Consider the following 23593-nt stretch of genomic DNA (forward strand, 5'->3'; position numbering starts at 1 on the left):
TATAATCCTCCTTGTCCCATATTCATGGGTTATTATGTTTGACCTCTGGAAATCCTTTTCCCGAGGATTTTGCAGCTGCTTTGTGTTTATTTTTATTTAAGCAGTTGCGGTTTTCTATAACAAGCGGCTTCCCGGGTGTGGCAGATGCCACGGCCGCCTATTAACATGATTAGTTGCTTTGCGTCTTTTTCTGACGTTCTTTCTCATTCCAGATGATTTGCTTGATTTGTTTCTTTGCTTCACTGGAAAATTCAGGTTCGGGATAATATGTATCTTTTCGCTTCGCCGGGTCCGGTTCGTTGTTGGATCTTGCGATATTCAGTTCTTTTGGGGCATCTATCAGTAATCGACAGTGCTTTCCGGTTCCCCCTGCGAACACGATTCGGATATCGTCTCCGATGTTTACATATTGCCCTTCCTTTAATGATAATTTGAGCATTTTCTACCTCCATGCACTAGGGAATAGCTTTGTCCATGCTTTTCCGAAAAATGTAACATTTTGTAGTAAAATGTTGCATTTTTCGTGGATTGATAATGGGTCAAAAAGGAAGTGGATTAAAAAACATCAAATGTTTACGCCAATTTAGTCATATTTCATCAAGAATTACTTTATCTTTGGCACAGATATGATTAAATCCGGTAAGACTAACAAAAAAAACATAGAAAAATGAAAAGAAAATTATTGAAAAAATTATTTTTTAGGGGTTAAGTTCTGAAAATGGCGTCCGATATAGTAGGTGTAATCGAGTAGGAGGCGGTGACTAACCGCCGTCCTCTCACACCACCGTGCGTACCGTTCGGTACACGGCGGTTTCAATAGTTGACGTGCACAGACTGATAGGCTGTGGCTAAATCATAAAAGCCACTGTTTATCAGTCTTTCTTTTGTCATTGCCATGTTTACTGCAACTGTATGCGTTGCGAACCAATGTCCCCGTCGGGTATTACCCGCTTGCATTGCCAAGTCTTTGGGTACTCCCATCTTGATAAGGTTACGTACCTTCGTCCTTGGTTTCTTCCACTGTTTCCATATACACATACGTATTCTGTGATAGAGCCATCCGTTGATTTCATCTATGTTGTTCTTCATGCTTGCAATTCCGTAGTAGTTAAGCCATCCCCTCGCATACACCTTGATTTTCTCAAGGTTTGGCTTGATTGACTGACATCGCTTACGGGAAGATAACTCCTTCAGTCTGGACTTGAACTTCTTCCATGACTTCGGATGAACTCGGACATAAATGCCCTCTCCGTTCCTTCCCAATGCAAAGCCAAGGAATTTAAAATTTCGGATTGCAAACACGCTGACAGTACGGCTCTTTTCCCGGTTGACTGTAAGTTTCAGCCTCTCCTCAAGATATTTTGTACTGCTTTCCAAGAGTCTCTCTGATGCCCGCTTGCTCTTTGCAAGAAGCACGATGTCATCTGCATATCTTATGCATGGAACACCTCTTTTCAGGTATTCCTGGTCGAACTCATTGAGGTAGATGTTTGCCAGCAATGGTGATAGATTTCCACCTTGTGGTGAGCCTTCCTCTGTGTCAATGACCACTCCGTTTTCCATTACACCGCTTTTCAGATAGCGCTTTATCAACTGTACTACACGTTCATCTTTTACATTCTTCCGGAGAAGATTGATGAGAATTTCGTGATTAAGAGTATCGAAGTACTTTGACAAGTCAAGGACTACAGCGAATGTATAGCCTTGTTCTGCATACTCCTTAACCTTAAGTATTGCATCTTTTGCACTTCTGTTCGGACGATAGCCATAGCTACCATCTGCAAACAGCGGTTCATAGATCGGCACTAACTGTTGGGTTATTGCCTGTTGAAGTGTACGGTCTATCACTGTTGGTATGCCAAGCTTTCGCACACCACCATCTGGTTTGGGAATTTCAACTCGTCTTACTGGAGACGGAGTATACTTTCCACGATAAATGCGGTCAGTTATCTCTTGTTGATGTTCCTTTAGATATGGAAGAGCCTCTTCAATGGTCATGCCATCAATTCCCGGCGCTCCCTTGTTTGCCTTAACTCTCTTATACGCTCTGTTAAAGTTGTCTTTATACAGTATCGTTTCCAAAAGTCTCGGCTGTGCACTGTCTCTTTCTTTCCATATCCGATTGAATGACCTAGACGCTTTCACATACCCTTCATGTTCCGCATTATCTCTTTGCGAACAGCCATTGTTTTCAATGTTTTCTGCCATAGATGGTCATTCCTCCTTTCTCGGTCATACTCAAGACTCCTACTGATTCGGTCCTTCACCTCTCGGCTACTATGACCTCTGCTGACTTCTGTGCGTTCAGCATTGCTTTATGCAATGGTTACCTCTTTCAAGGCATACCGCACAGACCTCCCTAGGTACCACACGTTTCTTCCTCTCCATCCATCTGCCTCATTTATCATGCATGATTCCGTGTAGTTATCGGGCTTCAACATGGCTTGCTGCCTTACCCACATGCATGACCTCATATGAGATTTCTGTTCGTCAGACCAGAGATTTGCCCGTGAGTTAGTATATTCCTCACATCCAGCTTCCTTCAGATTCCATCTCACGATGGACACCCTTGCTTTCGGCTATATCCTTCCCACTACCGGGCGGATTCGGGACTTTAACCCGTTAGAAACGTGCGCCGCTAGGCGCACAAGCAAAAAATGCAACATTTTACTACAAAATGTTGCATTTTTTCTATTTTGAACTTACCATTATTGTGTTGTGGATTTTGGATATTCTGAGGGTGAAAGTCTGTCATATTGTACGTGCCGGATAACATTTTCTACTATAAAGGAGTATTCAATGGGAACTACACAGCCAATCCGAAACAAGGACGAACTCACGGCTTTCAGGATGTACTATAAGGACCTCCTTCCAAACAGCCGCAATTACTGTTTAATTGTGATGGGATTAAACACAGCACTAAGAATTAGTGACCTGCTTAGATTAAAGTGGGACAACGTTTACAATTTCAAACATCATGAATTTCGCACTCATTTTCTTATCAACGAGCAAAAGACCGGCAAGAATAACTATATCACTCTAAACTACAATGCCACCGATGCTCTCCGGGCATATTTCAATGAACGGCATCCGACTGAACATGAGTTTATTTTTACAAAAGCCACCTGCAGGAGGCAGCCAATAAACAGAGTTCAGGCATACCGAATTGTAAGGACTGCTGCCGAGGAGACAGTTCAGGATGAACATATCAGCTGTCACTCTCTGAGAAAGACATTTGGATATCACGCCTGGAAGAATGGCACACCACCTGCTCTGCTGATGGACGTCTACAATCACTCGTCCTATAAAGTCACACAGCATTATCTGGGTATTGAGCAGGATGAACGTGATGAGATTTATATGAATCTTGAGCTATAGTTTTATGCGTATTGAAATCTAATATAGCTAAAAGCCAGCCGTTTGCAACCGGCTGGCTTTTTTGGGGATATACAAATCATCGAAATCCTCTGTTAAACCAAATGCATTCTGTTCTGAATCGAATTTCAACTCAATCTGTGACATATCTTTCATCTGCCTGGTACTGTTGTATTTTAAAATTAAATTTCATCTTCAGCACCACCTTCTTCCTGTAACCATTCTTTCAATTTATCCTGTAATAGTTTCTTATCCGGCAGATACAGTTTATACTGTGATGCATAAATATTAGAATCCTCCGGCAATGTCAGTTCAACCATCGCATCATTTTTTTCATTGCACAACAATACACCAATGGTAGGATTTTCTTCCTCTGTTTTTTCGTATCTATCATAGTAATTGACATACATCTGCATTTGCCCCAGATCCTGGTGCTTTAATTTGCCAATTTTTAAATCAAATAATACAAAGCATTTCAACAGTCTGTTATAAAAAACAAGATCCACTCTGAAATGATCTTCTTCGAATGAAAATCTTTTCTGTCTTGCCACAAAAGTAAATCCTTTTCCCAATTCCAAAAGAAACTGCTGCAAATTATCTAACAGCCTGTTTTCTAAATCAGTTTCTGAATAATTATATTTATCTTCAAGACCTACAAATTCCAAAACATATGGATCCTTCAGCACATCCTTTGAGGTTGTAATCACATTTCCTTCCTGTGATAAGCGTTGCACTTTGTCCTTATCCATGCTTAACGCAAGTCTCTCATAAAGAGAAGAATTATACTGACGTGACAAATCTCTGACTCCCCACTTCTCTCTGGCAGCTTCTATCTCATAAAATGAGCGTTCATCCTCATTTTCTATTCTCATCAATTGTAGATAATGAGACCATGTTACCACAAACGGATGCTCCTCTTCAAAAATCGTAAACACCGTTTCCGATTTCTTGATTGCAAATTCCGTAAACAGTGTTTCCGAAATTCGATCCTTATATGTTAAATAAAACTTTCTTGCCTTTTCCAGCGTAGATTCTGAAAAGCCTTTTCCAAATTCTTCTGTTAATTTTTTAGAAAGATTTATTATGATTTTTTTACCGTATTCAGCCCTGTGTTTTCCCTGCTGCTGTACTTCTACAATCCACCTGCCAAGAGAATAATAGGTCATTATCTGGACATTATTTACCTGCTTTGCAGTAATGTTTCGTGCATATTTAATTAATTCAATTGAATTCTGACATAACTTATCCATATTGATATCATATACAGATTCATTGATTTCATTCTTCACACATTCAATCCTCCTATTTCAAAGTTTTCCTATTTCAGAAACACTGGCTGTTCTGTTAGTCCGTTGTAAAACTCCACTGCCGCAGCAAGGTCTTTCTCATCCGGATGCCCCTTTGATACCCCTCCAATCAGCTTGAACGGACCAAACGTATCAAATCCCTTGCATGAAAACCTTCCAACAATGTTGTCATGTTTGTATGCTATCACCTGCTCAATTGACTTAAAGACAGGTCTGCCGCCATATGTGCAGATAAGAAATACATTTTTATTGTCTGTGAGATTGACTGATGCAAACTTAAGCACCGACTGATGAAACTTTCCACCATATACTCCTGATGCAAAACCGATTAAATCATATTCCGACAGGTCTTTCTCTACCGTCTGTGTCGCATCTATCAGCTCGACATCTTTTGTCTTTGCTATCTCGTCAATTATCTTTTTTGTGTTTCCATGATGCACTGATGCATATACTATTGCTGTCTTCATCTTTAATGCTCCAATCCTTTATTAGTCTTCCTTTGATTTTGCCATCAGCATCTGCTCCAGCTTTTTCTTTCCGGTCTCATAGTCTGTAAACACAATTCCCTCCATACCAAGCTTTCTGCCACCTTCGATATTCTCCGGTCTGTCATCTATGAACACACATTCTTTCGGATTCAGATTGTATTTATCAAACAGGCACTGATAAATACCGGCATCAGGCTTTATCATCCCAACCATAGCTGAAATGACTTTGCCGTCAACAAGTGACACAAAACTAAGTTCACTGTGCGTATGAAGCTCGAAGTAGTCCTTTGGATAATTCGATAACAAATACACTTTATAGCCTCTGCTCTTTAACTCCTTAATCCAGTCTGCTGCATAGTCGAATGCCTTTACGACAAAAGCCTTTCCCTCTTTGAAAAATCTCCTGATATCCGCCTCATACTGTGGGGCCACCTTAACCATCTCATCAATTATCTCGTTCTCAGGAATTACACCACGGTCCAGCTCAACCCAGACAGGGTTTTCATATGTTGCATGGGCTAAAGCTGCTATTTTATTTTCTTCAATGCCAATCTCACGCATTGCCTCGTCCGGCTGAAACCTGACAAGCACGTTTCCTATGTCAAATACTATGTTTTTAATCATTTATTTTTTCTCCTACAACCCTGCATCTCTTCCTGCAAAAAGCAATGCCATATGCTAAAATATCGCACCTGCCCTCATCGCGCAGAGCCTCATCATATCTCTTCTCCCTAATCTGCGTCATAGCCGCCTCACACGCTGCATCAAGGTTTTTCATCTCTTTTGCATATTTCACTTCAATAACGATGCCTGCATCCGGATCCTCCGGCTTGATTAAAATATCACTGAAACCGTCTCCCGACTCACGATTTGACTTAATAAGCCAGCCCGGATTGCTTCCGCGAAGCAGGCCGAGGAGCAGACCATGATAGAAGTTCTCTTTCATATCATCAGAAGCCTTGGTATCAAGTATACTTATCATGCGGCTCATCACGATGTTAAGCTGTCTTGCAATCTGCTTCTCATCTTTATCGAGGATAGCTCTGGATAAAAGCTTCATGGTATCATCATCTTTTGCAACAACAGCCTTGAACCACTCCTGAATCTGGAGAACAAACACTTCACGCACCTCTTTATTTGGAATCACCAGCTTGTAGGCATAGCTCTCACTGTCAGGCAGCCTGACCTCACCAGCTGTAGTCAGGTATCCTGTTGTAAAAAGTACGCTCCACAGATTGTCTATAGTATTGTCAATCTCATCATAAGTCAGATCCAGTCGAAGCTGTTTCTCCACAAATCCACCTGCCACGAGCTTTTCTATCTCATCTCTCGTGGTCTGGTCTGCCTTGTCTACAAAGCGCTTCACCATGTCATTGCCACTGCTGTTAATCCAGAATGCACTCGGCCTGGCTGATGTGTCAAAAACCAGCTTCTTGGCAAAATTGATTACATCCCACGGACAATAAATGTCGGTATTACCGAAATGATAGCCATCGTACCACTCCTTTACATCAGGGTAACGCTCAGCCCTATCATAATCCGTAAGCAGCTTCCTGACCTCATCATCAGTAAAACCAAACTGTTCATCATGGGCGATATCTACAATGGAATTGATTTCAAAATTGTTGAGACCTGTAAAAATACTCTCCTTGGATACACGAAGACAGCCTGTGAGTACGGCAAACTGCAGAAACTCATTAGTCTTGAGTGCCTTTCCAAAGAGTCCTCTGATAAGTGAAACCATCTCTTTATAGTAACCATTCTGGAATGCCTTATCCAGAGGGACGTCGTACTCGTCTATGAGGATAACAGCCTTCTGACCATAGTGTATAAACAATAACTGCGACAGACTCTGCAGACTTGATACAAGAAGCTGCTCATCCATCGTATATTTACCATCACACAGCGAAATGATAGCCCTATACCTGTCCTTATCGTTTTCTGAAAGAGCCTCACTATGCTCCAGAAACTTAAATTTTTCTGCTTCCCTCCCAATGAGCTCAGTAATCATATATCTTGCATCATCAAATGAACGTCCTTCAGCACTCTTGAGTGACAGAAAAATAACCGGGTACTTTCCCATATATTTGTCACAAAGCTCTTTGTTGCCTGAAATATATAAGCCATCAAACAATGACTCATCCGTGCCAACCTCAAAAAAACTTTTTAGCATGCTCATATTGAGAGTCTTTCCAAAACGCCTCGGGCGTGTAAAAAGGGTGACCTCTCCACCGGTTTCAACCAATTGCTCTATGAGCTTTGTCTTGTCAATATAATAAAAGTTGTTCCTTCTGATTTTTTCAAAACTATCAATTCCTACCGGCAGTTTTAAAGTACTCACCATATGAACCTCCACAAAACGTATCAATCCGCTATACTTAGTTATAGTATAGCGGATTGAGGGGCAAAATACAATTATTATTACCGTTCTGTGTTCCTTAGTTCTTCCTTTGATTTTGCCATCAGTATCATTTTCTCAAACGACTGTGCAAACCTCTCATCATCTTCCTCTGTGCGCTTTTTCGGTCCTTTGATATGATTCTTATGTGAGCTTCGTCTACTAATATTTGCATTTTTTCCAGCCTCTTCAAATAAACGAGATTATTTATCCAGATACCTGAACACCTAATCACTCTCTATTCACAAATTTATCCCATGGTGTGCGCACCTCAATAAGGTTTCCGGACTGATCATAAAATCTTACAAGCTTCTGTCCTCCGTCGAGTTCTGTCAGTGCTGTAGCATATCTGACCTCATACCTCCCTGACTCCAGCTTTTTAACTACACCTTCGATATCATTATCTTCAAAATACAGTTCCGTCATATTGTTATATGGAATAGTCTGTATCTGCATGCTTTCCTTCCATATTCCGGCATCCTGCAATACCAGGCCCTCCGACATTATTACATTACCTTCCTGTCTCGAAATCACATTAAGGCCAAACAGTTCGTTATAGAAGTGGATTGACTCTTCGATATTGTCCACTACTATTAATATGTTCTTTAGCTTCATATGACCACCCCATTACAATGGTCCACCTCATGCTGAATTATCTGTGCTGTCCAGCCTGTGTATTTACCATGTTTCTTTTTGAAATTCTGGTCGAGATAATCCACTTCGATCTCTTTATATCTTGTGCATGGTCTCACACCATCCAGTGAAAGACAGCCTTCCTCCGTCTGAAAAGCTCCTGATTTTCCGGTAATCACCGGATTAATCATGGCAAACTGGAATGGTCCGGCCGCAACCACTATGATATTCTTTTTCACACCAATCATGTTGGCTGCCATTCCAACACAATGGTCAAGATTTGCTTTCAATGTGTCAAGTAAATCCGTAACCACCTGTTTATCATCTTCTGTAGCATCCTCTGATTTCTGTGCAAGAAACAGTGGATCACGCATTATCTTCTTTACCATTATTTACTTCCTGTTATACCTTTCTTCTTAATTTTTTGTCCAAATAATAACTGCATCTTCCCTGTTTTCCATCATGTGGAAATCCTTCATCTCCACCGTATCCATCGTATGGCATATAAATATACCTCCGTTTAATATTCCTTCTCTATCTCTCCATCTATTCCATACATTTTCTTGAATGCATTAAGGTCTGCCTGGTTCTTAATCAGCATAACTTCTTCTATCTTACCTGTATGAATGTTCTTAAAGCCTGCAACCTGCTCACCATTACATATGCTCGCTTTGATTACCGGTTTCTTATTTTCTTTATCATATGCCTTTGTAACTGTCTTTTTCTTAAATAGTCCCACTCTGACCACCTTCTTTTGACTTTGCCATCATTATCATCCCAACTGTAGCCCTCGCCACAGCCGCATCTTCTCTGTTTTCCATCATGTAGAAAGCTTTCATCTCCACCGTATCCATCCTATGGCATATCAGTACACCTCCAACTATTTTACCAGTCCTCATCATCGTCATCAATAGCATCATCTACACCGGCAGCATAATCATCATCGCTGTCGTATCTGTCATCATCATAGTCTCCATCCATATAGACATCATCATAACCATCCTTACCTAACATAATTGCTTCCTCCTTAAATTATTTACATAAATACTGTACCTATATCGACTGTGCTAATCCCTGATTCATTAAATTTATCAATAACTATACCTATTAAATTTTCTAAATACTTAGGAATCTCAAATTTTACAATGCGAGAAATTGCCATATAATGTAAATAATTCATCCGTATTGAAAAAATAAGATATTCAATTCTTTTATATTCAGCAGTTTCTGTAATATCTAATAAAAATTCATCTATTGTCTGAAGATTGAACAATCTCTCCAATCACATCACACCCCTATTTCTCACATTTTCAAAACTCTCAATCCTGTTGAGAGTTTTTCACCTCTTCCTCTGCAATATCATATAACTCAGCTAGTTTTCTCTGCAGAATACTCTTATCAATCAACTTAGTTTTATATTCAGCAATCATTGTCTGCGATAAACTTCTACTCAAAGAATATTCAACGACATCCGTATCAGCATTTTTACAAAGAATCATTCCTACACTCGGATTTTCATGAGGCTTCTTAATATCTCTATCCAATGCCTCTAAATAAAAGTCCATTTTTCCCATATATTCAGGTTTGAAATCATCAATTTTTAGATCGATAGCAACTAAACACTGTAACTCTCTGTGATAAAAAAGAAGATCTACATAGTAATCATTATTTCCCACTTGGACATGATATTCTTCATCAATGAAAATAAAATCTCTTCCAAATTCAAGAAGAAATTTTTTCATATTTTTCAAAATTGCTTTCTTTAAGTCATATTCTTTATATGGTTCTGGCAAATCAAGAAACTTCTGCTTCATACACCGATTCTGTATGAGAATCAAATAGCATCCATTCTTATAGTCTGAACCAAGCTTTGCAAATATCTTATTGAAAGAAACACCAACACTGACTGTAATTCCAAGCTCTGACTTCATTCTCCTGCTGATTTCCTGTGCAATGAGCAATCCATCTCCTTTAAGGGAACTGCTCCCTGTCACATCAAGCCAGCACTCATCAATCCCATATGGCTCCTGTCTATCCGTATATTCTGCATATATCTCATGAGCCATCCTTGAAAATCGAAGATATAAGTCCATTCTTGGTGATACAAATGTTATGTCCGGACAGACCTCCTTTGCCTGCCAGAGTGCCATTCCTGTTTTCACACCGTACTTCTTGGCAATATAGTCAGCTGTTAAGACAATCCCATGTCTTGCCTCCGGGTCACCGCCTACCGCCAGTGGCTTTCCTGCAAGCTCCGGATGATGCAGATGCTCAATCGAGGCATAACAACAGTTGATATCTGAATGAAGTATTACCCTGTCTCCCATCTTCATCACCTCCTGCATTTAATCTGTCATTACCATAACCTTTAGTACAAGTATATGAGTAATGTTTCTTACAGGGCATAGTATAACCCCAAGAATAATCGACTGTCAACGGACACATGTGTCTTTTTTCTCATTATATTGGATTTTTAACTTGAATAATTGGCACTATTGCTATATACTATGGAGTGAAAAGAGACATTTGAAATCAACAAAATGAAAGAAAAGAGGCGTATGTATGTACTCAATCGGAGAAATCATTTCAACGTATAGAAAAAAGAAAGGCTTGCTCCAGCAGGATCTCGCTGATGAACTGGCAAAGGAAGGCATCACTATTTCCTATAAAGCCATATCCAACTGGGAGAGAAATCTTGCTGAACCAAGCGTTACCATATTTTACAAAGTATGTAGAATCCTTGGTATTACTAACATGTATGAAGCATATTTTGGAGTAAATCCTGCCGATCCTTTTTCATCACTTACTGATGAAGGCAGGGAAAAAGCTATGGATTATATCAATCTGCTTCACGCATCCGGAATGTATGAAAAACAGACTGCTAAGATAATTCCATTCCGAAGCATTGATATTTTTGAAAATGCTGTATCAGCCGGAACTGGTAACTTCCTTGTAGACGGACCGAAAGAGACTGTACACATAGATGAATCTATCCTGCCGGAAGACACTACTTTCGGTGTCCGCATTAGTGGTGACAGTATGGAACCTGAATTCCATGATGGTCAGATTGCATGGGTATTACAACAGGAATCTGTTGCTAATGGAGAAATCGGCATATTCGCTCTTAACGGAGAAGCCTATATTAAGAAATTACAAAACGATAAAGACGGAATTTTCCTTATCTCACTCAATGAAAAGTATACACCTATCAAGGTTGGAGAAAATGACCGCTTAGACATATTTGGAAAAGTTCTTGGAAAATCTGATGCTTCTGCTATTACAGGACATTGCCGATAAAATTGCAAGTCCTTTTTATCGGACACATTATTTTGCATAATGACAATAAGAAAATATCTATAGAACTGAAAGAAGGGATTTTTATGGCGGTTACCAATAATATCAGAGAAATCCGAGAGCAGCGTGGCATTTACCAGGATGACCTTGCCGCTGCTATCGGATACAGCACCAAAACTGTCGGCAGGATAGAACGTGGGGACAGTACTCCATCTGCCGAATTTATGCTGCGAATATCAATGTACTTTAATATGCTGGTGGAAGATGTCTTCCATGTAGAAGATTGAGTCGGAGGGAGCAATTCGGTAACAAAGCGATTTTATAACAGGCTTATTTCGTGCACCTTTTTTACTTGGGTGACTGCTTTTGTTCCCAGCACTAGCACCGAAAATGTCATATAAGTATACTCCAATCATGAAACCAACTTACCTTTGGCAGGTTTGACTTATTAAAGAGTGAACTTCATGGATTCAGGTTTAATATAAAAAATCCCCGAAAGATAATTTTCTTCATTTGATTTTTTTATTTGAGTCTTACATTTTAGATACAAATTCATATCTTTTAATTCATATTGATAAATTATTTTATCTGATAAAATATAGATAACATTCTCATTAATCGTCATTTGCTCTACATCATGTCCAAGTTCTATATTATTTAACTCTTTGGTTTCTAAGTTATATATAGATATACTTCCACCTTCTCTTTTTACCAAGTCAAAGTGAGAAACGATAAGTATGTTATCCCATACGGCCAAATCTAGTGGATAATATTGATCAAATGAAATTGTTTCTATCGTCTTGTCATTTATCGAATATATGCAAACGGTATTACATGGATGATCACCAGAATCTACTGAGTTTGAAAACAATATGTTGTTGTCGAAAAGAATTGCTTTATAATGAGTACCTCCATAATTTGTAATATCAATTTTCTCATCAAAACTCAGTTCTTCAGCATCATAAATGTAAATGTAAGAATTCATCTCTTTTCCGTATTTTGTAGTAGCAAATGCAAATAACATATCTTTACTACACAATAGCTTGCTTACATAAACACCTTCAATTTTCTCACTTACGACTTGATTATTTTCTTTACTACATTTATTAATGTACGAATCACCGTTTAACGTATTGCAAGTATAAATATTTTTATCATTAACACAAATACTATTCATTGCCAACTGATTGATTTCATAGATTTTTTGATTCCCACTTTTCAACTCAATTTTCAGAACCTTTTTTTCATCCTTAACATTAGTTTTTCCTTGAGGAATCAAATATAGTTCATCTTCATAAATTACTGGATTATAAAAAATACTTCCTAATGAAGCGTATTCCAATGGAAGCGTAGCTGTTTTTTCTAAATTTTGATTATAAAAGTAAATTCTACTTTTTTTACTATTACCACTTGTTTCAATAACTCCAACAGATGAAGTTGTTAGATCTATATTCGCACTCTCTCTATGCGTACATCCAGTAAATCCTAGAAACACTATTGCACAAATTGTAAAAAATTTTTTTTTCATACACATACCTCATCTAAAATATCAGCCTGGAAAATTTGAGAAACATTAATTTATACACAAATTTTCCAGGCCGAGATGTATTACTTAACGAGACTACTTCTTTAATTTTTTTAAATAAATCTTCTGGCATTTGTACAAAACTTTCCCCTATATATGATGATAATGTTTCAGTATCAACCCAAACCTCTGTATCTGTACCAATAAACTTAACACACATATCACAATCTTCCTTTGTAATATGAGTATTTGATGGCTCCCAGTTTTGACGGCACAAACGAATTATTTGTTCAATTTCATCTGGATTGGATACAATATATTCATTATCATTAAATATAATCTCTATTCTTGTTGCTTTATCAAACATACCATATCCTTCTCCACCTTTTACCTTTATTTTGCTACTATTTTCATTCATATTCACTATTAAAAAAAGTATAATTATCGTGGATATAAACACTAACATTGTAATATACGACTTGCGTTTTACAACAGATTTATTACCCAATATCAACACCCCCATCTGTACAACTCGAATTAATATTTATTCCAACATTTCCCCATCCATCATTTACTGTATAGGTTCCAGAATTATGAGATGTAAAATTATAACCCGTTACAACAACCCAATGTTCTCCATATCGTGGATGAGATGTCAATCCTAATATGCATGGATAATTTTTACCAATAATTGTTCTAATTCTATCTCCCCAACTATATGTATTTGCAGTTACTGTAGTTGGTTTATAGTATTGCTTAATATACAACGATAATCCTCTTTTTAACTCAATGTAATTAGTACTTGTTCCCATTCTTGCAAATATTATTAAGAAACTTATAAATTTATGCTTTTTAAACATAATGATTCCTCCTTCACCACAAAAGTCAATTTTTTCTGATGTAGCACACTTACAATAAGATAATTATATTATCTTTGTCATAAACCATCGGAAACACCTCATTTCCTTATTTCCTTGCGTTTTTTTAATGTTTATTCATAGAATATAGTCAATCCAACAAATTAGTTTAAAGTGGTTATTATCTTTCTATTTCAAATTTTTCTTATTATACTTATAATAATACAGTATATTTAATGATTTACAAACACAAATTAAGTTTAGTATAAAGTTTTTATATATATTTCAACTGTCAAATATACTTTTAATAATAATTAACTCACTTTATATACACCACTTACAACTTTTTCTGTTCCTACGGCAGAAACATTATTTTTACTAGTACTTTAAATACTCGCATTGGAGTCAGCTCATTCAATCAGATTCCTGTACCAGCATTTTCTTGCCGTGATAACAGAAAAATCCCTGAATACTTTTTATCATGCCTGCTCTTATGCCAAAGCTGATTATTCAAGATTTATGAATGTAACTGCCAAAATGGCACTGCACCTTATTCCGGAACAGCTTAAATCACAGCCGGTGTTTCTTTGCATTGATGATACAATAATCTCCAAATTTGGTACAAAATTTGAAAATGTATCAAAGCTGTTTGATCATGCAACGCATAATGGCTGTAATTATCTTAATGGACACTGTTTTGTAAGTCTGATGTTATGTGTGCCCGTGTGGAATCGTGATAAAATATCATATCTTGCGGTGCCGTTAGGATACCGCATGTGGCAGAAAAAAGAATCAAAGCTTGAGCTTGCTGCATCCATGGTACGTCATGTCATGCCTGAATTTTCATCACAAAAAAATGTTATCATACTTTGTGACAGCTGATATACAAAGCAGAATCTTGTATCCATTGTCAAAGAGTATCCAAACCTTGATCTCATTGAAAATGCCAGAGCAGATTCTATCATTTATGATCATTTATGATCCTTATAGTACTTTATACTGTCCAATAATCATCCCTTGTATATCGAATTAATGTTTAGTATTGCAACATATCCGCATTAAAAAAGGACGCAGGATCTCTCCCATGTCCTCGCATTTATCTGGCTTTATCGTCTCTTACCTTCGGTGCTTCCTTATGTGCCGCTTCCTGCTTCACCTCATCCACACCTCTAGCCTCAAATGCATCTGCATTATACTGATACTCCTGTGGCTCAGCGACCATTGGTGCATATACAACCTCTGCTTCTACTCGCTCAGCTTCTGCCCTCTCCGGCTCTGTCTGTTTCTGCGCTTTCGCATTCTCCATATGCTTTTCCTTATCAAGCTGCACATCCATCGCCAGATTATCCAGCTTATCTATGGATGCGTCCAAATGAATCTCCATTAATACAAGCATCTTTTTCACTGCTTTCATAGGGGCAAGCACCGCCTTTGTAATGGGATGTTTCTGCTCTTTCTGTGAATAATCCACCTCTGGCTTGTCAGCAAAAGTACGAAATGCATTGGTTACTGTCTGACCGGCTTCACGAAATCCTTTTGCAAGAAGTTCTGTCTTTGCTATATCCTTATCCGTTGTCTTGATTGCACCTCTTACATTCTCTCTGATATCAAGAAGTCTTTTCTTAATTCCTAAGAACTCAGACAACCTGTATAATGCAGATCTTCCCTTTTCTTTTGCCTTATCGACTATGCTCTTAACACCTGTGACAAATACCTGAGAGATTGTTTTCATCATTGACCAGCCATGATCAATACCGATTACTTCTAACTTGTTATTCATTTTCTTCTTCCTCCATAATCTGCATATTCTTTTCATACATCTACCCATACCTTTCGGTCTGTTCGCCTTTTCTCTCTTCTTTGCTGCTGAAATGTTTATAAGCAAGTTCATCATATATGCGATCACCCTCTGCTTTAGCTTTCATAAGGCATGCCAAACAGATTGTTACAATAATTACTGCTACTACTATAAATACTTTCATATCCAGCCACCTCTCTTTTTGTGAGATGACTTACATTCGGACCAAATCAGCTTCCTTTCTGCCATTTCCTGCTCCTTTCCAATAAAAAAGGCAGGACAAACAGCCGGATACACTTTTCAGTGCAAAGCTAATTTAGTCCTACCTAAAATTATTACTATTCAATTTTCACCTCTCTTGGGTACACAAATTACATTCAGAATTTATATTCTGAAGCAACTATGTATTCTCATAAATTTCGGATTTTAAATAACAGCGCTGCCTTATCTACCGATTAAATGGTATAAAAAATAGGGACTAAATCAGCGTGAACCCCTTGTTTTCAAGGTTTTCTTCTAACTTGTCCCTATTATATCGCATTCATCATGCTGAATTATCTGTGCTGTCCAGCCTGTGTATTTGCCATGTTTCTTTTTGAAATTCTGGTCTAGATAATCCACTTCAATCTCTTTATATCTTGTGCATGGTCTCACACCCTCCAGCGAAAGACAGCCTTCCTCCGTCTGAAAAGCTCCTGATTTTCCGGTAATCACCGGATTAATCATGGCAAACTGGAATGGTCCGGCCGCAACCACTATGATATTCTTTTTCACACCAATCATGTTAGCTGCCATTCCAACACAATGGTCAAGATTTGCTTTCAATGTGTCAAGTAAATCCGTAACCACCTGTTTATCATCTTCTGTAGCATCCTCTGATTTCTGTGCAAGAAACAGTGGATCACGCATTATCTTCTTTACCATTATTTACTCCCTTCTGTCCAGGTATATTTCCACCATATATGTCTCAATAAGTACATTAATTAATAAAATTTCATTTTTCATATTTAGCCTTTCATCTATCTGTATCCTGATACTTATGATACCATATAAACAGCTTTCTTTGGCAGATATTTTTTTAGATTGCCATGAAAAATTTGAAAATGACAAACCTGCTTTTCTTTCCAATAAGCTTTCCTAAAATAGGAAATTTTTACTATCCTAATACTGTTTAATAGCATCTTAATATACATTACACAAAAAAAGATACAGGCGAACCTATATCTTTTTCGTGTAATAATATGATTAAAGGGGCAAAAGGTATCATCGATGCATGCTTGCAGGCAAGTGAACCTGATACGAATTCCTCTTGTAAATATATTTCTTATTCTTCAATTACAAAGTTGCTTACATTCTTGCGGAGTTCTCCTGCCGAAGCCTCTGCTGTCTTAACACCTTTCATGACTTCTGCCGATTCGCCTGCAATAGAAACGGTTTTTTGCGCAATATTTGTTGTACCTGCAGCACTGTCATTTGATGCGGAGGTAATTCCTTCAATCGCCTCTGTAATATTGGAAATTGATGCTACCAATTCTTCTGAGGTTGCACTAAAATCCGATACCAGATCATTAATTTTAGATGCATCCATATTATAATCATCTGCCATTTTCTCAAAATCGCCAAAACTCTTCACAATATCTGTATCTACAAAATCCAACAGATGATTAGAGTCATTTGCAAGATTTGCTACTGCATTATCCACATTTTCCGTCACGGCCTGAATATTTGCCACGGCATCTTTAGACTGCTCTGCCAATACCCGGATTTCCTCTGCAACAACTGCAAATCCCTTTCCGGCCTCGCCAGCACGTGCTGCCTCAATGGATGCATTCAGTGCAAGCAGATTAGTCTGTCCGGTAATCGCAAGGATAGAATCAGCAAGCACGCCGATCTGTTCCACAACCTTTGCCTCTTCAAGTGCCTGCTCCAGCCTTCCCCTGATTTCTCCGAGCATCGTCTGAACTTTCTGTCGATTCTCCACCGTTGCTTCCTTCGTCTGTGCTGCCCTCTTATGAATTTCTTCTGCTTCCGTAGCCCCATCCTGTGCACGTATCGCAATCTCTTTCGCTGCACCATCAATCTGCTGAGTCATACTGTTGATCTGTTCTGTCGATGCGGCAGTTTCTTCAGTACTTGCAGCAAGCTGCTCGGTTGTCGCAGACACATCCTCAATTTCCCCATTCAGATTTGATATACTGCTATCCATCGCTTCCACAACTGTATCAATATTTGCTGCCTCTATCTTTACCTGGGAAAGCAATCCGCATATTGATTCCCTCATTGTCTCAAGTGTTCCTGCCAGCTGTCCGAAATCATCTTTCCGTTTCATCATATTGTCCTGCATTCTATGCGCAAAATTACCACCTGCAATCACTTCAATCTCTGCTACAACTTTCTTTAGTGACTTTGTAATATCCTGTGCGATCATGAAAACAAGCACTGCAACAACCACAAGCATTGCAACACATGCCCCAATCAGTGTGATTGCCTTTTTCATTGCATAGCTGGAAAATACCTTGTCCTGCTTTTCAATGGCAGTATCAATATAATCGGTATAATTTCCTGTACCGACCACCCAGTCAAATGGTTCAAAATACTCACTGTAGGAACGCTTCGGTGAAGGTTTAGTCTCTCCTTCTTTAGGAAATACATAATCTGTGTATCCTCCACCATCTTCCACTGCTACACGTATGATTTCTTTCACCATCTTGTATCCGTTTGCATCCTCTGTCTCCATACGGTTCGTTCCCTCGGTATCGCTGCCAAGCAGAACTACATTTGTTCCATCTGACTGATCAATCCAAAAGTAACCTGTCTCTCCGTAACGCATCTGCCGAACCTCATCCGCTGCAATTTTCTTGGCTTCATCCAGCGTATAAGTTCCCGCTTTATATGCGTCATTAATCTCCGACAACAGGGAAATAACCACGCCCACCTGCTCTTTAATTGAATCATCATAACTCTGACGGGATGATGCATCCATTGTCTCCAATGCTTTATCTTTCACATCTTCCAAATCCTTGAAGGAAACAACACTCCCAAGAGCCACAAGTAAAATAACCAGAACCAGTATCAGATTTAGCTTGGTTCTTACCTTCATATTCTTCATATTTTTATTCTCCCTTCCTTGGAACTGATCACTTTTGTATATTTTACCCAAAAATACAAAGCATGTTATAAAATCAGTATACACTTTTACTATATTTTCGTCAATAGCGATCCACCTTTTATACGTTTTATCTCTCTCAAATCCATAAACTTTGCTGAGAGAATATGACTTTGCAAATAAAATATAAAAATAAGCGATATTAATCTTCCTACGAAAAAAATCACTCTGATTTTTCCATCTCCCTTGCATGCTGCCTTGAGCAATATTTGCAGTAATATTTGTAAATCAGCTCATATCTGCTAACATTGCCTATAAAACAAACTCTTAAATATTAAAATTCTTCATTCTGGTATTCGCAAGTCCTCTTGCCAAAATCGTCTGCATCTTTTCCGCAAGAAGAGTTTCAAGATTATACGACAAAACTTCACTATTCCCGCCAGACATGTTTTTTACTTTGTCTTTAAGTTGTTTCGCTGTATGAATCATACCATTATCTCCACATACATCATCACTTCATCCCTTACTCCAAGTTTAACCGCATACTCAATCAATCTTGATAGATTCTTTTCCTTCGAGGACATATATTCCTTGATTGCTGTCTGATATAACTGAATTTCATATTTCTTTCGATCTTTAATCAAATCGCAAATACATCTTTCCTTGTCATATACTTTAACCAAATTACCGCTGCTTGACGGGATTTCACAGGTCCCCATATCAAGAATCTCTGGGTTTGCATAACGAACTTCTTTGTTTTTCTTTTTGATATGTGTAGCATTATACCCAGTAGGAACAGTGAAACAAATATGACTGTATTCTCTGTCGATAAGACCATGCAAATAAAGGGCGGTCTCGCCCGAATAAATAATATTCTTATTTCGTTGCTGGAGTACAAACAACTCATCTGGCCACACATCATCTAAAATATAAATGCCATGTGCTACTTTTTCCATGTCATGCTCTCTGACGTATTTTGAGACAGATGGCTTAGATACACCTGATTCAACGGCCTTCGATGTAATCAAATATCCATTGTCTTTTTCAATTAGCGATTCCAAAATATCTGATGTTGACATAGTTGGCCTCCTTATCATAGTTATTTACTTTTATGCTTAAATTTTATCATATTTAAGTGTAAAGGTAAATATAATCCTTATATGCTTGCAGAAGTAAAAGATAACATAACTTCAAATACCTCGTTTAATATTCCTTCTCTATCTCTCCATCTATTCCATACATTTTCTTGAATGCATCAAGGTCTGCCTGGTTCTTAATCAGCATAACTTCTTCTATCTTACCTGTATGAATGTTCTTAAAGCCGGCAACCTGCTCACCATTACATATGCTCGCTTTGATTACCGGTTTCTTATTTTCTTTATCATATGCCTTTGTAACTGTCTTTTTCTTAAATAGTCCCACTCTGACCACCTTCTTTTGAATTTGCCATCATTATCATCCCAACTGTAGCCCTCGCCACAGCCACATCTTCCCTGTTTTCCATCATGTGGAAAGCTTTCATCTCCACCGTATCCATCCTGCTAATCCACCTATTATAGCAAATACTCCAATAGCTACCAGAAACAAAATTACGTTTTCTACGATAGAATTTCTGTTATTTCTCATAATCACACACTCCCTTATTAGTTGCAAATGATATCAGCTCTTTGATTGTCTTTAGTATATGACTTTACGAGTCCCAAAGTCTGCCCTCGCAATTCGAATCTTTGTTCCAAAATACTCAATCAAAACTTTAATCAAAAATCAAAATCATCACTTTCATCTTCCATGTATGATTTTTCCGCAGCTTCGTACACCGATTCAGTATGAGTATCAAACAGCACCCATTCCACCAAATCGAAGCTGTTCAGATTATCCTGCAAGAACCTGTTTACTGTATGTACTGCAATATTTGCTGCCAACTCAACCGGAAAACCATAAGCTCCCGTTGATATGGAAGGAAATGCAATAGACCTTATTCCATTATCCATTGCCAGCTTCATGGAATTAAAATAGCAGTTAGCAAGAAGCTCCTCTTCTCTATTCCTTCCTCCATTCCATATCGGTCCTACAGTATGAATAACATAATCACATGGTAAATTATAGGCTTTTGTTATCTTTGCTTCTCCTGTTTCACATCCGTGAAGTGTCCTGCACTCTGCCAGAAGTTCCGGTCCTGCGGCTCTGTGAATAGCACCATCTACACCGCCTCCACCAAGAAGCGAGTTGTTTGCTGCATTTACAATTGCCTGCACATCTCTAATTTTTGTAATATCGCCTTTTACTGTCCTTATCATATCCTAATCACTCTCTATTCCCAATTTATCCCATGGTGTACGAATCTCTATTAGATTGCCGGACGGATCATAAAATCTTACAAGCTTCTGTCCTCCGTCAAGTTCTGTCAGTGCTGTAGCATATCTGACCTCATACTTCTCTAACTCCAGCTTTTTAACTACACCTTCGATATCATTATCTTCATTACACCGCTCAAACTCAATATACTTAGCAGCTGTCTCATCAACTATATTCTATGCCTTATTATTTATATGGTCATTTTTTCATGAATAATGTAAACAATAAAATATTTATCTACTCCATATCCATTCTGCGTCTTAAAACTCTATATGCTTTGATTGCGTGAAATATAATTACAATATCTACAACAGTATATACAAAACACCATCCAAAACTCATTACTGCAAATATACTAAATATCAGATCAACAATTCCAAATACAGTTATAAACAGCAACCGTTCCAGACTTATTTTGTTTATAAGAACAATAACTGCCAATGAAATTACTACATGAACAAGTCCTGAAACTACTCCCATTGCTTTATCTATCGTGCCATCAAGTTTCCCAAATAAAATAACAGATATTAATATAGCAATAATCATTAGACCAATACTTATATTGCGAATATCTTTACCATATGAGAGAATAATCTCCTCTCTTTTTTTCCTCTGATATAGAATTTCATTCTTTCTTGCTTCTTTTTCTTCTTCACGGATTCTTTTTTGTTGTTCCTCCTGCTGAGCTTTTAATCTTCCTTGTTCCTGTTGATATCCAAATTCAAAGCCACCAGTAATTTTTTGTTCAACAACTTCTCTATCTATCAACATTTTATTTCCACAGTAATTACATATTATTGCTTCGAGCTCAGGATTAACTTCCATTTGAGCTCCACATTTTGGACATGTCAAAGTAATTAATTTCATTATTTCCTCTTTTTCTCTCTGTAATGTCAATTATTATATCACAAATTTAAAGTTATCTCTCTGTTATAGAGTGTTCCAATTAGTTGGGAAAAATGGTACTCTTTTATATACTTCTTCAATTTGTACATTCGAATCAGCCATTTAATTTTCCCTCTATACAAAACAATAAGCACAGTTCGAACTCTAACGTTCCTATTTTTTTCTTACTCTTCTATTAAATTTACACGTAGGATAATTCTCGCATCCCATAAATTTACCAAAAGGACCTTGTATTAATCGCAAACGTCCACCACATTCAGGACATATATTAGGATCATATCTTTGCTTTTGTCTTGCTTTTTCCTCTGAGACATTTACTTCTGTATTTATATTCGGATTTCTTGAGCATTCATAGCACTTCCCTTTATTTAATTTTCCGAAACCACCATATGAAGCAAATGCACTTGCCGGAGCAAATTTTCCACAGAACTCGCACAGTACCCATCTGCGTCCTCCTTCATCAGTTAAAACCCTATCTTCCGGACAATCACCACTATTTATGACTTTTAGGAATTCCTGTCTCTTCTGTCTTTTTTCAACCTCAACTCTTTCTTGTTCCATTCGGGCTTGTTCTTTTTTCTCAGCAGCAATTTTTTCCTGCTCTATTCTTTCTTTTTCTCTACGCTCAAGTTCTGCCTTTCTATCTTTTTCAGCTTTTATTCTAGCCTGTTTTCTTCGTTCCTCGTCAGCTCTCCAGGCTTCTTCAGCATGTATCTTATCCAACTCACGCTGATAAATAATTGCCTGCTTATGCTTATTAAACTCCAGTTGTTTTTCCTTTAACATATCAGACAGCGAATGATTATGATACATTATCTGTGATGAATCTGATATGTCAAATTTACTTAATTTATCTCTTGCTATATTGACTTTTTCCCATACTCCATCAGCATTTTTTTCATAATATACAACTGTCAACTCAGCCTTTGAATAATCAGCTCCATCTACATTTAAAAGCAGGCAATAGCCCTGTCTCTTCTGAATTTTCATTAACCCTTCCGGGTACTGTCCATTTGTTTCGGATTTATCCCCTGACGCAACATAAATAATTGAATTACCATTGCTATGCTGTTCAAGAATAGTAAATTTATCATCAGATAAATTACGGTATTCATTGCAAAAAGATAAAGCTACCTTCTTTTTCGCTGACATAAATGTAAATTCATATTTTCTTTCAGACTCAGATACAGTTCTTATAGGAACCCTGCTTTCAATATCATCTGTATGCAGTTTATCCTCCAGCCAACATTTTAGAGCAATCTTTGAATCAATTGAATTAATTCCTTCAACGGGCATCTGACATATACCATCAAAACCCTCTTTTATTCTAAAATGCTGTTCTCTTAAATTTCGTTCACCTGCCACCAGTACAAGATTTGCTCCACAGCCACAAGGACAGAACAACTCATTATTACGGCTTTTTGCTCGAAGCTGTTCAAGTTTGTCCGGAATATTAATTTGTTTACCATCTATGACGGTATAAATTGATTCAATTCCTATAAATTTTCCATCACATAATGCCACTGTTCTTTGAGCCATATGATTTCATCC

The 23593-nt window shown here is 37.8% G+C and carries 31 protein-coding genes and 2 pseudogenes; 4 read left to right on the top strand and 29 right to left on the bottom strand.

Translation table 11 applies throughout. The features are described from left to right. Positions 1–169: 169 nt before the first annotated feature. A complete protein-coding gene (locus EUBREC_RS15210) occupies positions 170–439 on the bottom strand; it encodes a carbon storage regulator (protein ID WP_012744140.1) in 270 nt (89 codons plus the stop codon). A gap of 374 nt (positions 440–813) precedes the next feature. Further along, the gene (gene ltrA, locus EUBREC_RS15215) at positions 814–2208 is read right to left on the bottom strand and encodes a group II intron reverse transcriptase/maturase (protein WP_012742448.1); all 1395 of its coding nucleotides are present in this window, start codon (positions 2206–2208) and stop codon (positions 814–816) included. A 591-nt stretch (positions 2209–2799) separates the two neighbouring features. Here ltrA and EUBREC_RS15225 point away from each other — a divergent pair. Then, positions 2800–3378, top strand: coding sequence for a tyrosine-type recombinase/integrase (locus tag EUBREC_RS15225; protein WP_012744141.1), 579 nt, complete (start codon positions 2800–2802; stop codon positions 3376–3378). A 179-nt stretch (positions 3379–3557) separates the two neighbouring features. Here the strand turns inward: EUBREC_RS15225 and EUBREC_RS15230 are convergent, their stop codons facing one another. The 11 genes and pseudogenes from EUBREC_RS15230 to EUBREC_RS18090 all read right to left on the bottom strand — a co-directional run bounded on the left by EUBREC_RS15230 (position 3558) and on the right by EUBREC_RS18090 (position 10528). Beyond that, complete coding sequence (locus EUBREC_RS15230) at positions 3558–4664, bottom strand: PDDEXK nuclease domain-containing protein (protein WP_012744143.1); 1107 nt, start codon at positions 4662–4664, stop codon at positions 3558–3560. 29 nt (positions 4665–4693) lie between these two features. After that, on the bottom strand, positions 4694–5149 hold the full coding sequence (locus EUBREC_RS15235; protein ID WP_012744144.1) for a flavodoxin family protein: 456 nt from the start codon (positions 5147–5149) through the stop codon (positions 4694–4696). A 21-nt stretch (positions 5150–5170) separates the two neighbouring features. Then, complete coding sequence (locus EUBREC_RS15240; RefSeq protein ID WP_012744145.1) at positions 5171–5794, bottom strand: HAD family hydrolase; 624 nt, start codon at positions 5792–5794, stop codon at positions 5171–5173. Continuing rightward, a complete protein-coding gene (locus EUBREC_RS15245; protein WP_012744146.1) occupies positions 5787–7514 on the bottom strand; it encodes an AAA family ATPase in 1728 nt (575 codons plus the stop codon). Before EUBREC_RS15245 ends, EUBREC_RS15240 begins: the two co-directional genes overlap by 8 nt. Before the next feature lie 77 nt (positions 7515–7591). Beyond that, a pseudogene (locus EUBREC_RS18480) lies at positions 7592–7732 on the bottom strand (YaiI/YqxD family protein); the annotation flags it as partial. A gap of 67 nt (positions 7733–7799) precedes the next feature. Beyond that, the gene (locus EUBREC_RS15250) at positions 7800–8183 is read right to left on the bottom strand and encodes a VOC family protein (protein WP_012744147.1); all 384 of its coding nucleotides are present in this window, start codon (positions 8181–8183) and stop codon (positions 7800–7802) included. Then, entirely contained in the window at positions 8180–8590 is a 411-nt protein-coding gene (locus tag EUBREC_RS15255; RefSeq protein WP_012744148.1) for a peptide deformylase, read from the bottom strand. Before EUBREC_RS15255 ends, EUBREC_RS15250 begins: the two co-directional genes overlap by 4 nt. 131 nt (positions 8591–8721) lie before the next feature. Continuing rightward, entirely contained in the window at positions 8722–8940 is a 219-nt protein-coding gene (locus EUBREC_RS15260) for a hypothetical protein (protein ID WP_012744149.1), read from the bottom strand. Between the two features lie 146 nt (positions 8941–9086). After that, positions 9087–9215: a hypothetical protein gene (locus EUBREC_RS18080; protein ID WP_012744151.1), complete on the bottom strand. Its 129-nt coding sequence runs from the start codon at positions 9213–9215 to the stop codon at positions 9087–9089. 22 nt (positions 9216–9237) lie between these two features. Beyond that, complete coding sequence (locus EUBREC_RS18085; protein ID WP_012744152.1) at positions 9238–9483, bottom strand: hypothetical protein; 246 nt, start codon at positions 9481–9483, stop codon at positions 9238–9240. 37 nt (positions 9484–9520) lie between these two features. Then, positions 9521–10528 carry a PDDEXK nuclease domain-containing protein gene (locus tag EUBREC_RS18090; RefSeq protein WP_330367722.1) on the bottom strand — a complete coding sequence of 336 codons (1008 nt, stop codon included), beginning with the start codon at positions 10526–10528 and terminating at the stop codon, positions 9521–9523. A 235-nt stretch (positions 10529–10763) separates the two neighbouring features. On the opposite strand from EUBREC_RS18090, the gene EUBREC_RS15280 reads away from it, so the two are divergent. Both EUBREC_RS15280 and EUBREC_RS15285 read left to right on the top strand, forming a co-directional pair. After that, positions 10764–11498 carry a helix-turn-helix domain-containing protein gene (locus tag EUBREC_RS15280; protein WP_012744154.1) on the top strand — a complete coding sequence of 245 codons (735 nt, stop codon included), beginning with the start codon at positions 10764–10766 and terminating at the stop codon, positions 11496–11498. 83 nt (positions 11499–11581) lie between these two features. Continuing rightward, complete coding sequence (locus tag EUBREC_RS15285; RefSeq protein WP_015516995.1) at positions 11582–11782, top strand: helix-turn-helix transcriptional regulator; 201 nt, start codon at positions 11582–11584, stop codon at positions 11780–11782. Between the two features lie 161 nt (positions 11783–11943). Here the strand turns inward: EUBREC_RS15285 and EUBREC_RS15290 are convergent, their stop codons facing one another. The 3 genes from EUBREC_RS15290 to EUBREC_RS15300 form a co-directional block, all read right to left on the bottom strand. Next, on the bottom strand, positions 11944–13023 hold the full coding sequence (locus EUBREC_RS15290) for a hypothetical protein (RefSeq protein ID WP_012744156.1): 1080 nt from the start codon (positions 13021–13023) through the stop codon (positions 11944–11946). Positions 13024–13036: 13 nt separating this feature from the next. Continuing rightward, a complete protein-coding gene (locus EUBREC_RS15295) occupies positions 13037–13438 on the bottom strand; it encodes a hypothetical protein (protein WP_138305502.1) in 402 nt (133 codons plus the stop codon). An 82-nt stretch (positions 13439–13520) separates the two neighbouring features. Then, a complete protein-coding gene (locus tag EUBREC_RS15300; protein WP_012744158.1) occupies positions 13521–13880 on the bottom strand; it encodes a hypothetical protein in 360 nt (119 codons plus the stop codon). 444 nt (positions 13881–14324) lie between these two features. On the opposite strand from EUBREC_RS15300, the gene EUBREC_RS15305 reads away from it, so the two are divergent. Continuing rightward, the gene (locus EUBREC_RS15305; RefSeq protein ID WP_330367723.1) at positions 14325–14759 is read left to right on the top strand and encodes a hypothetical protein; all 435 of its coding nucleotides are present in this window, start codon (positions 14325–14327) and stop codon (positions 14757–14759) included. A 214-nt stretch (positions 14760–14973) separates the two neighbouring features. Here the strand turns inward: EUBREC_RS15305 and EUBREC_RS15310 are convergent, their stop codons facing one another. The 13 genes and pseudogenes from EUBREC_RS15310 to EUBREC_RS15355 form a co-directional block, all read right to left on the bottom strand. Continuing rightward, positions 14974–15612 (bottom strand): DUF6674 family protein, encoded by a 639-nt coding sequence (locus EUBREC_RS15310; RefSeq protein WP_465220261.1) that lies wholly within the window; start codon positions 15610–15612, stop codon positions 14974–14976. A gap of 85 nt (positions 15613–15697) precedes the next feature. Continuing rightward, the gene (locus EUBREC_RS17365) at positions 15698–15859 is read right to left on the bottom strand and encodes a hypothetical protein (RefSeq protein WP_012744162.1); all 162 of its coding nucleotides are present in this window, start codon (positions 15857–15859) and stop codon (positions 15698–15700) included. A 332-nt stretch (positions 15860–16191) separates the two neighbouring features. Then, the gene (locus EUBREC_RS15320; RefSeq protein ID WP_012744163.1) at positions 16192–16599 is read right to left on the bottom strand and encodes a peptide deformylase; all 408 of its coding nucleotides are present in this window, start codon (positions 16597–16599) and stop codon (positions 16192–16194) included. A gap of 3 nt (positions 16600–16602) precedes the next feature. Then, positions 16603–16803: a hypothetical protein gene (locus tag EUBREC_RS17840; protein WP_012744164.1), complete on the bottom strand. Its 201-nt coding sequence runs from the start codon at positions 16801–16803 to the stop codon at positions 16603–16605. Positions 16804–16999: 196 nt separating this feature from the next. Further along, positions 17000–18784, bottom strand: coding sequence for a methyl-accepting chemotaxis protein (locus EUBREC_RS15330; protein WP_306718533.1), 1785 nt, complete (start codon positions 18782–18784; stop codon positions 17000–17002). Between the two features lie 324 nt (positions 18785–19108). Beyond that, positions 19109–19270: a nucleotidyl transferase AbiEii/AbiGii toxin family protein gene (locus EUBREC_RS17595; RefSeq protein WP_012744167.1), complete on the bottom strand. Its 162-nt coding sequence runs from the start codon at positions 19268–19270 to the stop codon at positions 19109–19111. Next, positions 19267–19860 carry a type IV toxin-antitoxin system AbiEi family antitoxin domain-containing protein gene (locus EUBREC_RS15335; protein ID WP_012744168.1) on the bottom strand — a complete coding sequence of 198 codons (594 nt, stop codon included), beginning with the start codon at positions 19858–19860 and terminating at the stop codon, positions 19267–19269. The genes EUBREC_RS17595 and EUBREC_RS15335 overlap by 4 nt, the downstream gene beginning before the upstream one ends. Before the next feature lie 124 nt (positions 19861–19984). Next, positions 19985–20203: a hypothetical protein gene (locus tag EUBREC_RS15340; RefSeq protein ID WP_012744169.1), complete on the bottom strand. Its 219-nt coding sequence runs from the start codon at positions 20201–20203 to the stop codon at positions 19985–19987. Further along, positions 20190–20318 (bottom strand): hypothetical protein, encoded by a 129-nt coding sequence (locus tag EUBREC_RS18095; protein ID WP_012744170.1) that lies wholly within the window; start codon positions 20316–20318, stop codon positions 20190–20192. The genes EUBREC_RS15340 and EUBREC_RS18095 overlap by 14 nt, the downstream gene beginning before the upstream one ends. Before the next feature lie 220 nt (positions 20319–20538). Then, complete coding sequence (locus EUBREC_RS15345; RefSeq protein WP_012744171.1) at positions 20539–21078, bottom strand: O-acetyl-ADP-ribose deacetylase; 540 nt, start codon at positions 21076–21078, stop codon at positions 20539–20541. 3 nt (positions 21079–21081) lie between these two features. Then, a pseudogene (locus EUBREC_RS18335) lies at positions 21082–21261 on the bottom strand (VOC family protein); the annotation flags it as partial. 112 nt (positions 21262–21373) lie between these two features. Further along, positions 21374–22003, bottom strand: a complete 630-nt coding sequence (locus tag EUBREC_RS15350) for a hypothetical protein (RefSeq protein ID WP_012744172.1) — start codon at positions 22001–22003, stop codon at positions 21374–21376. Positions 22004–22195: 192 nt separating this feature from the next. Further along, on the bottom strand, positions 22196–23581 hold the full coding sequence (locus tag EUBREC_RS15355) for a topoisomerase DNA-binding C4 zinc finger domain-containing protein (RefSeq protein ID WP_012744173.1): 1386 nt from the start codon (positions 23579–23581) through the stop codon (positions 22196–22198). Positions 23582–23593 lie beyond the last annotated feature (12 nt).

This window comes from Agathobacter rectalis ATCC 33656, from assembly GCF_000020605.1.
In the GTDB taxonomy this organism is placed as follows: Bacteria; Bacillota; Clostridia; order Lachnospirales; family Lachnospiraceae; genus Roseburia; species Roseburia rectalis.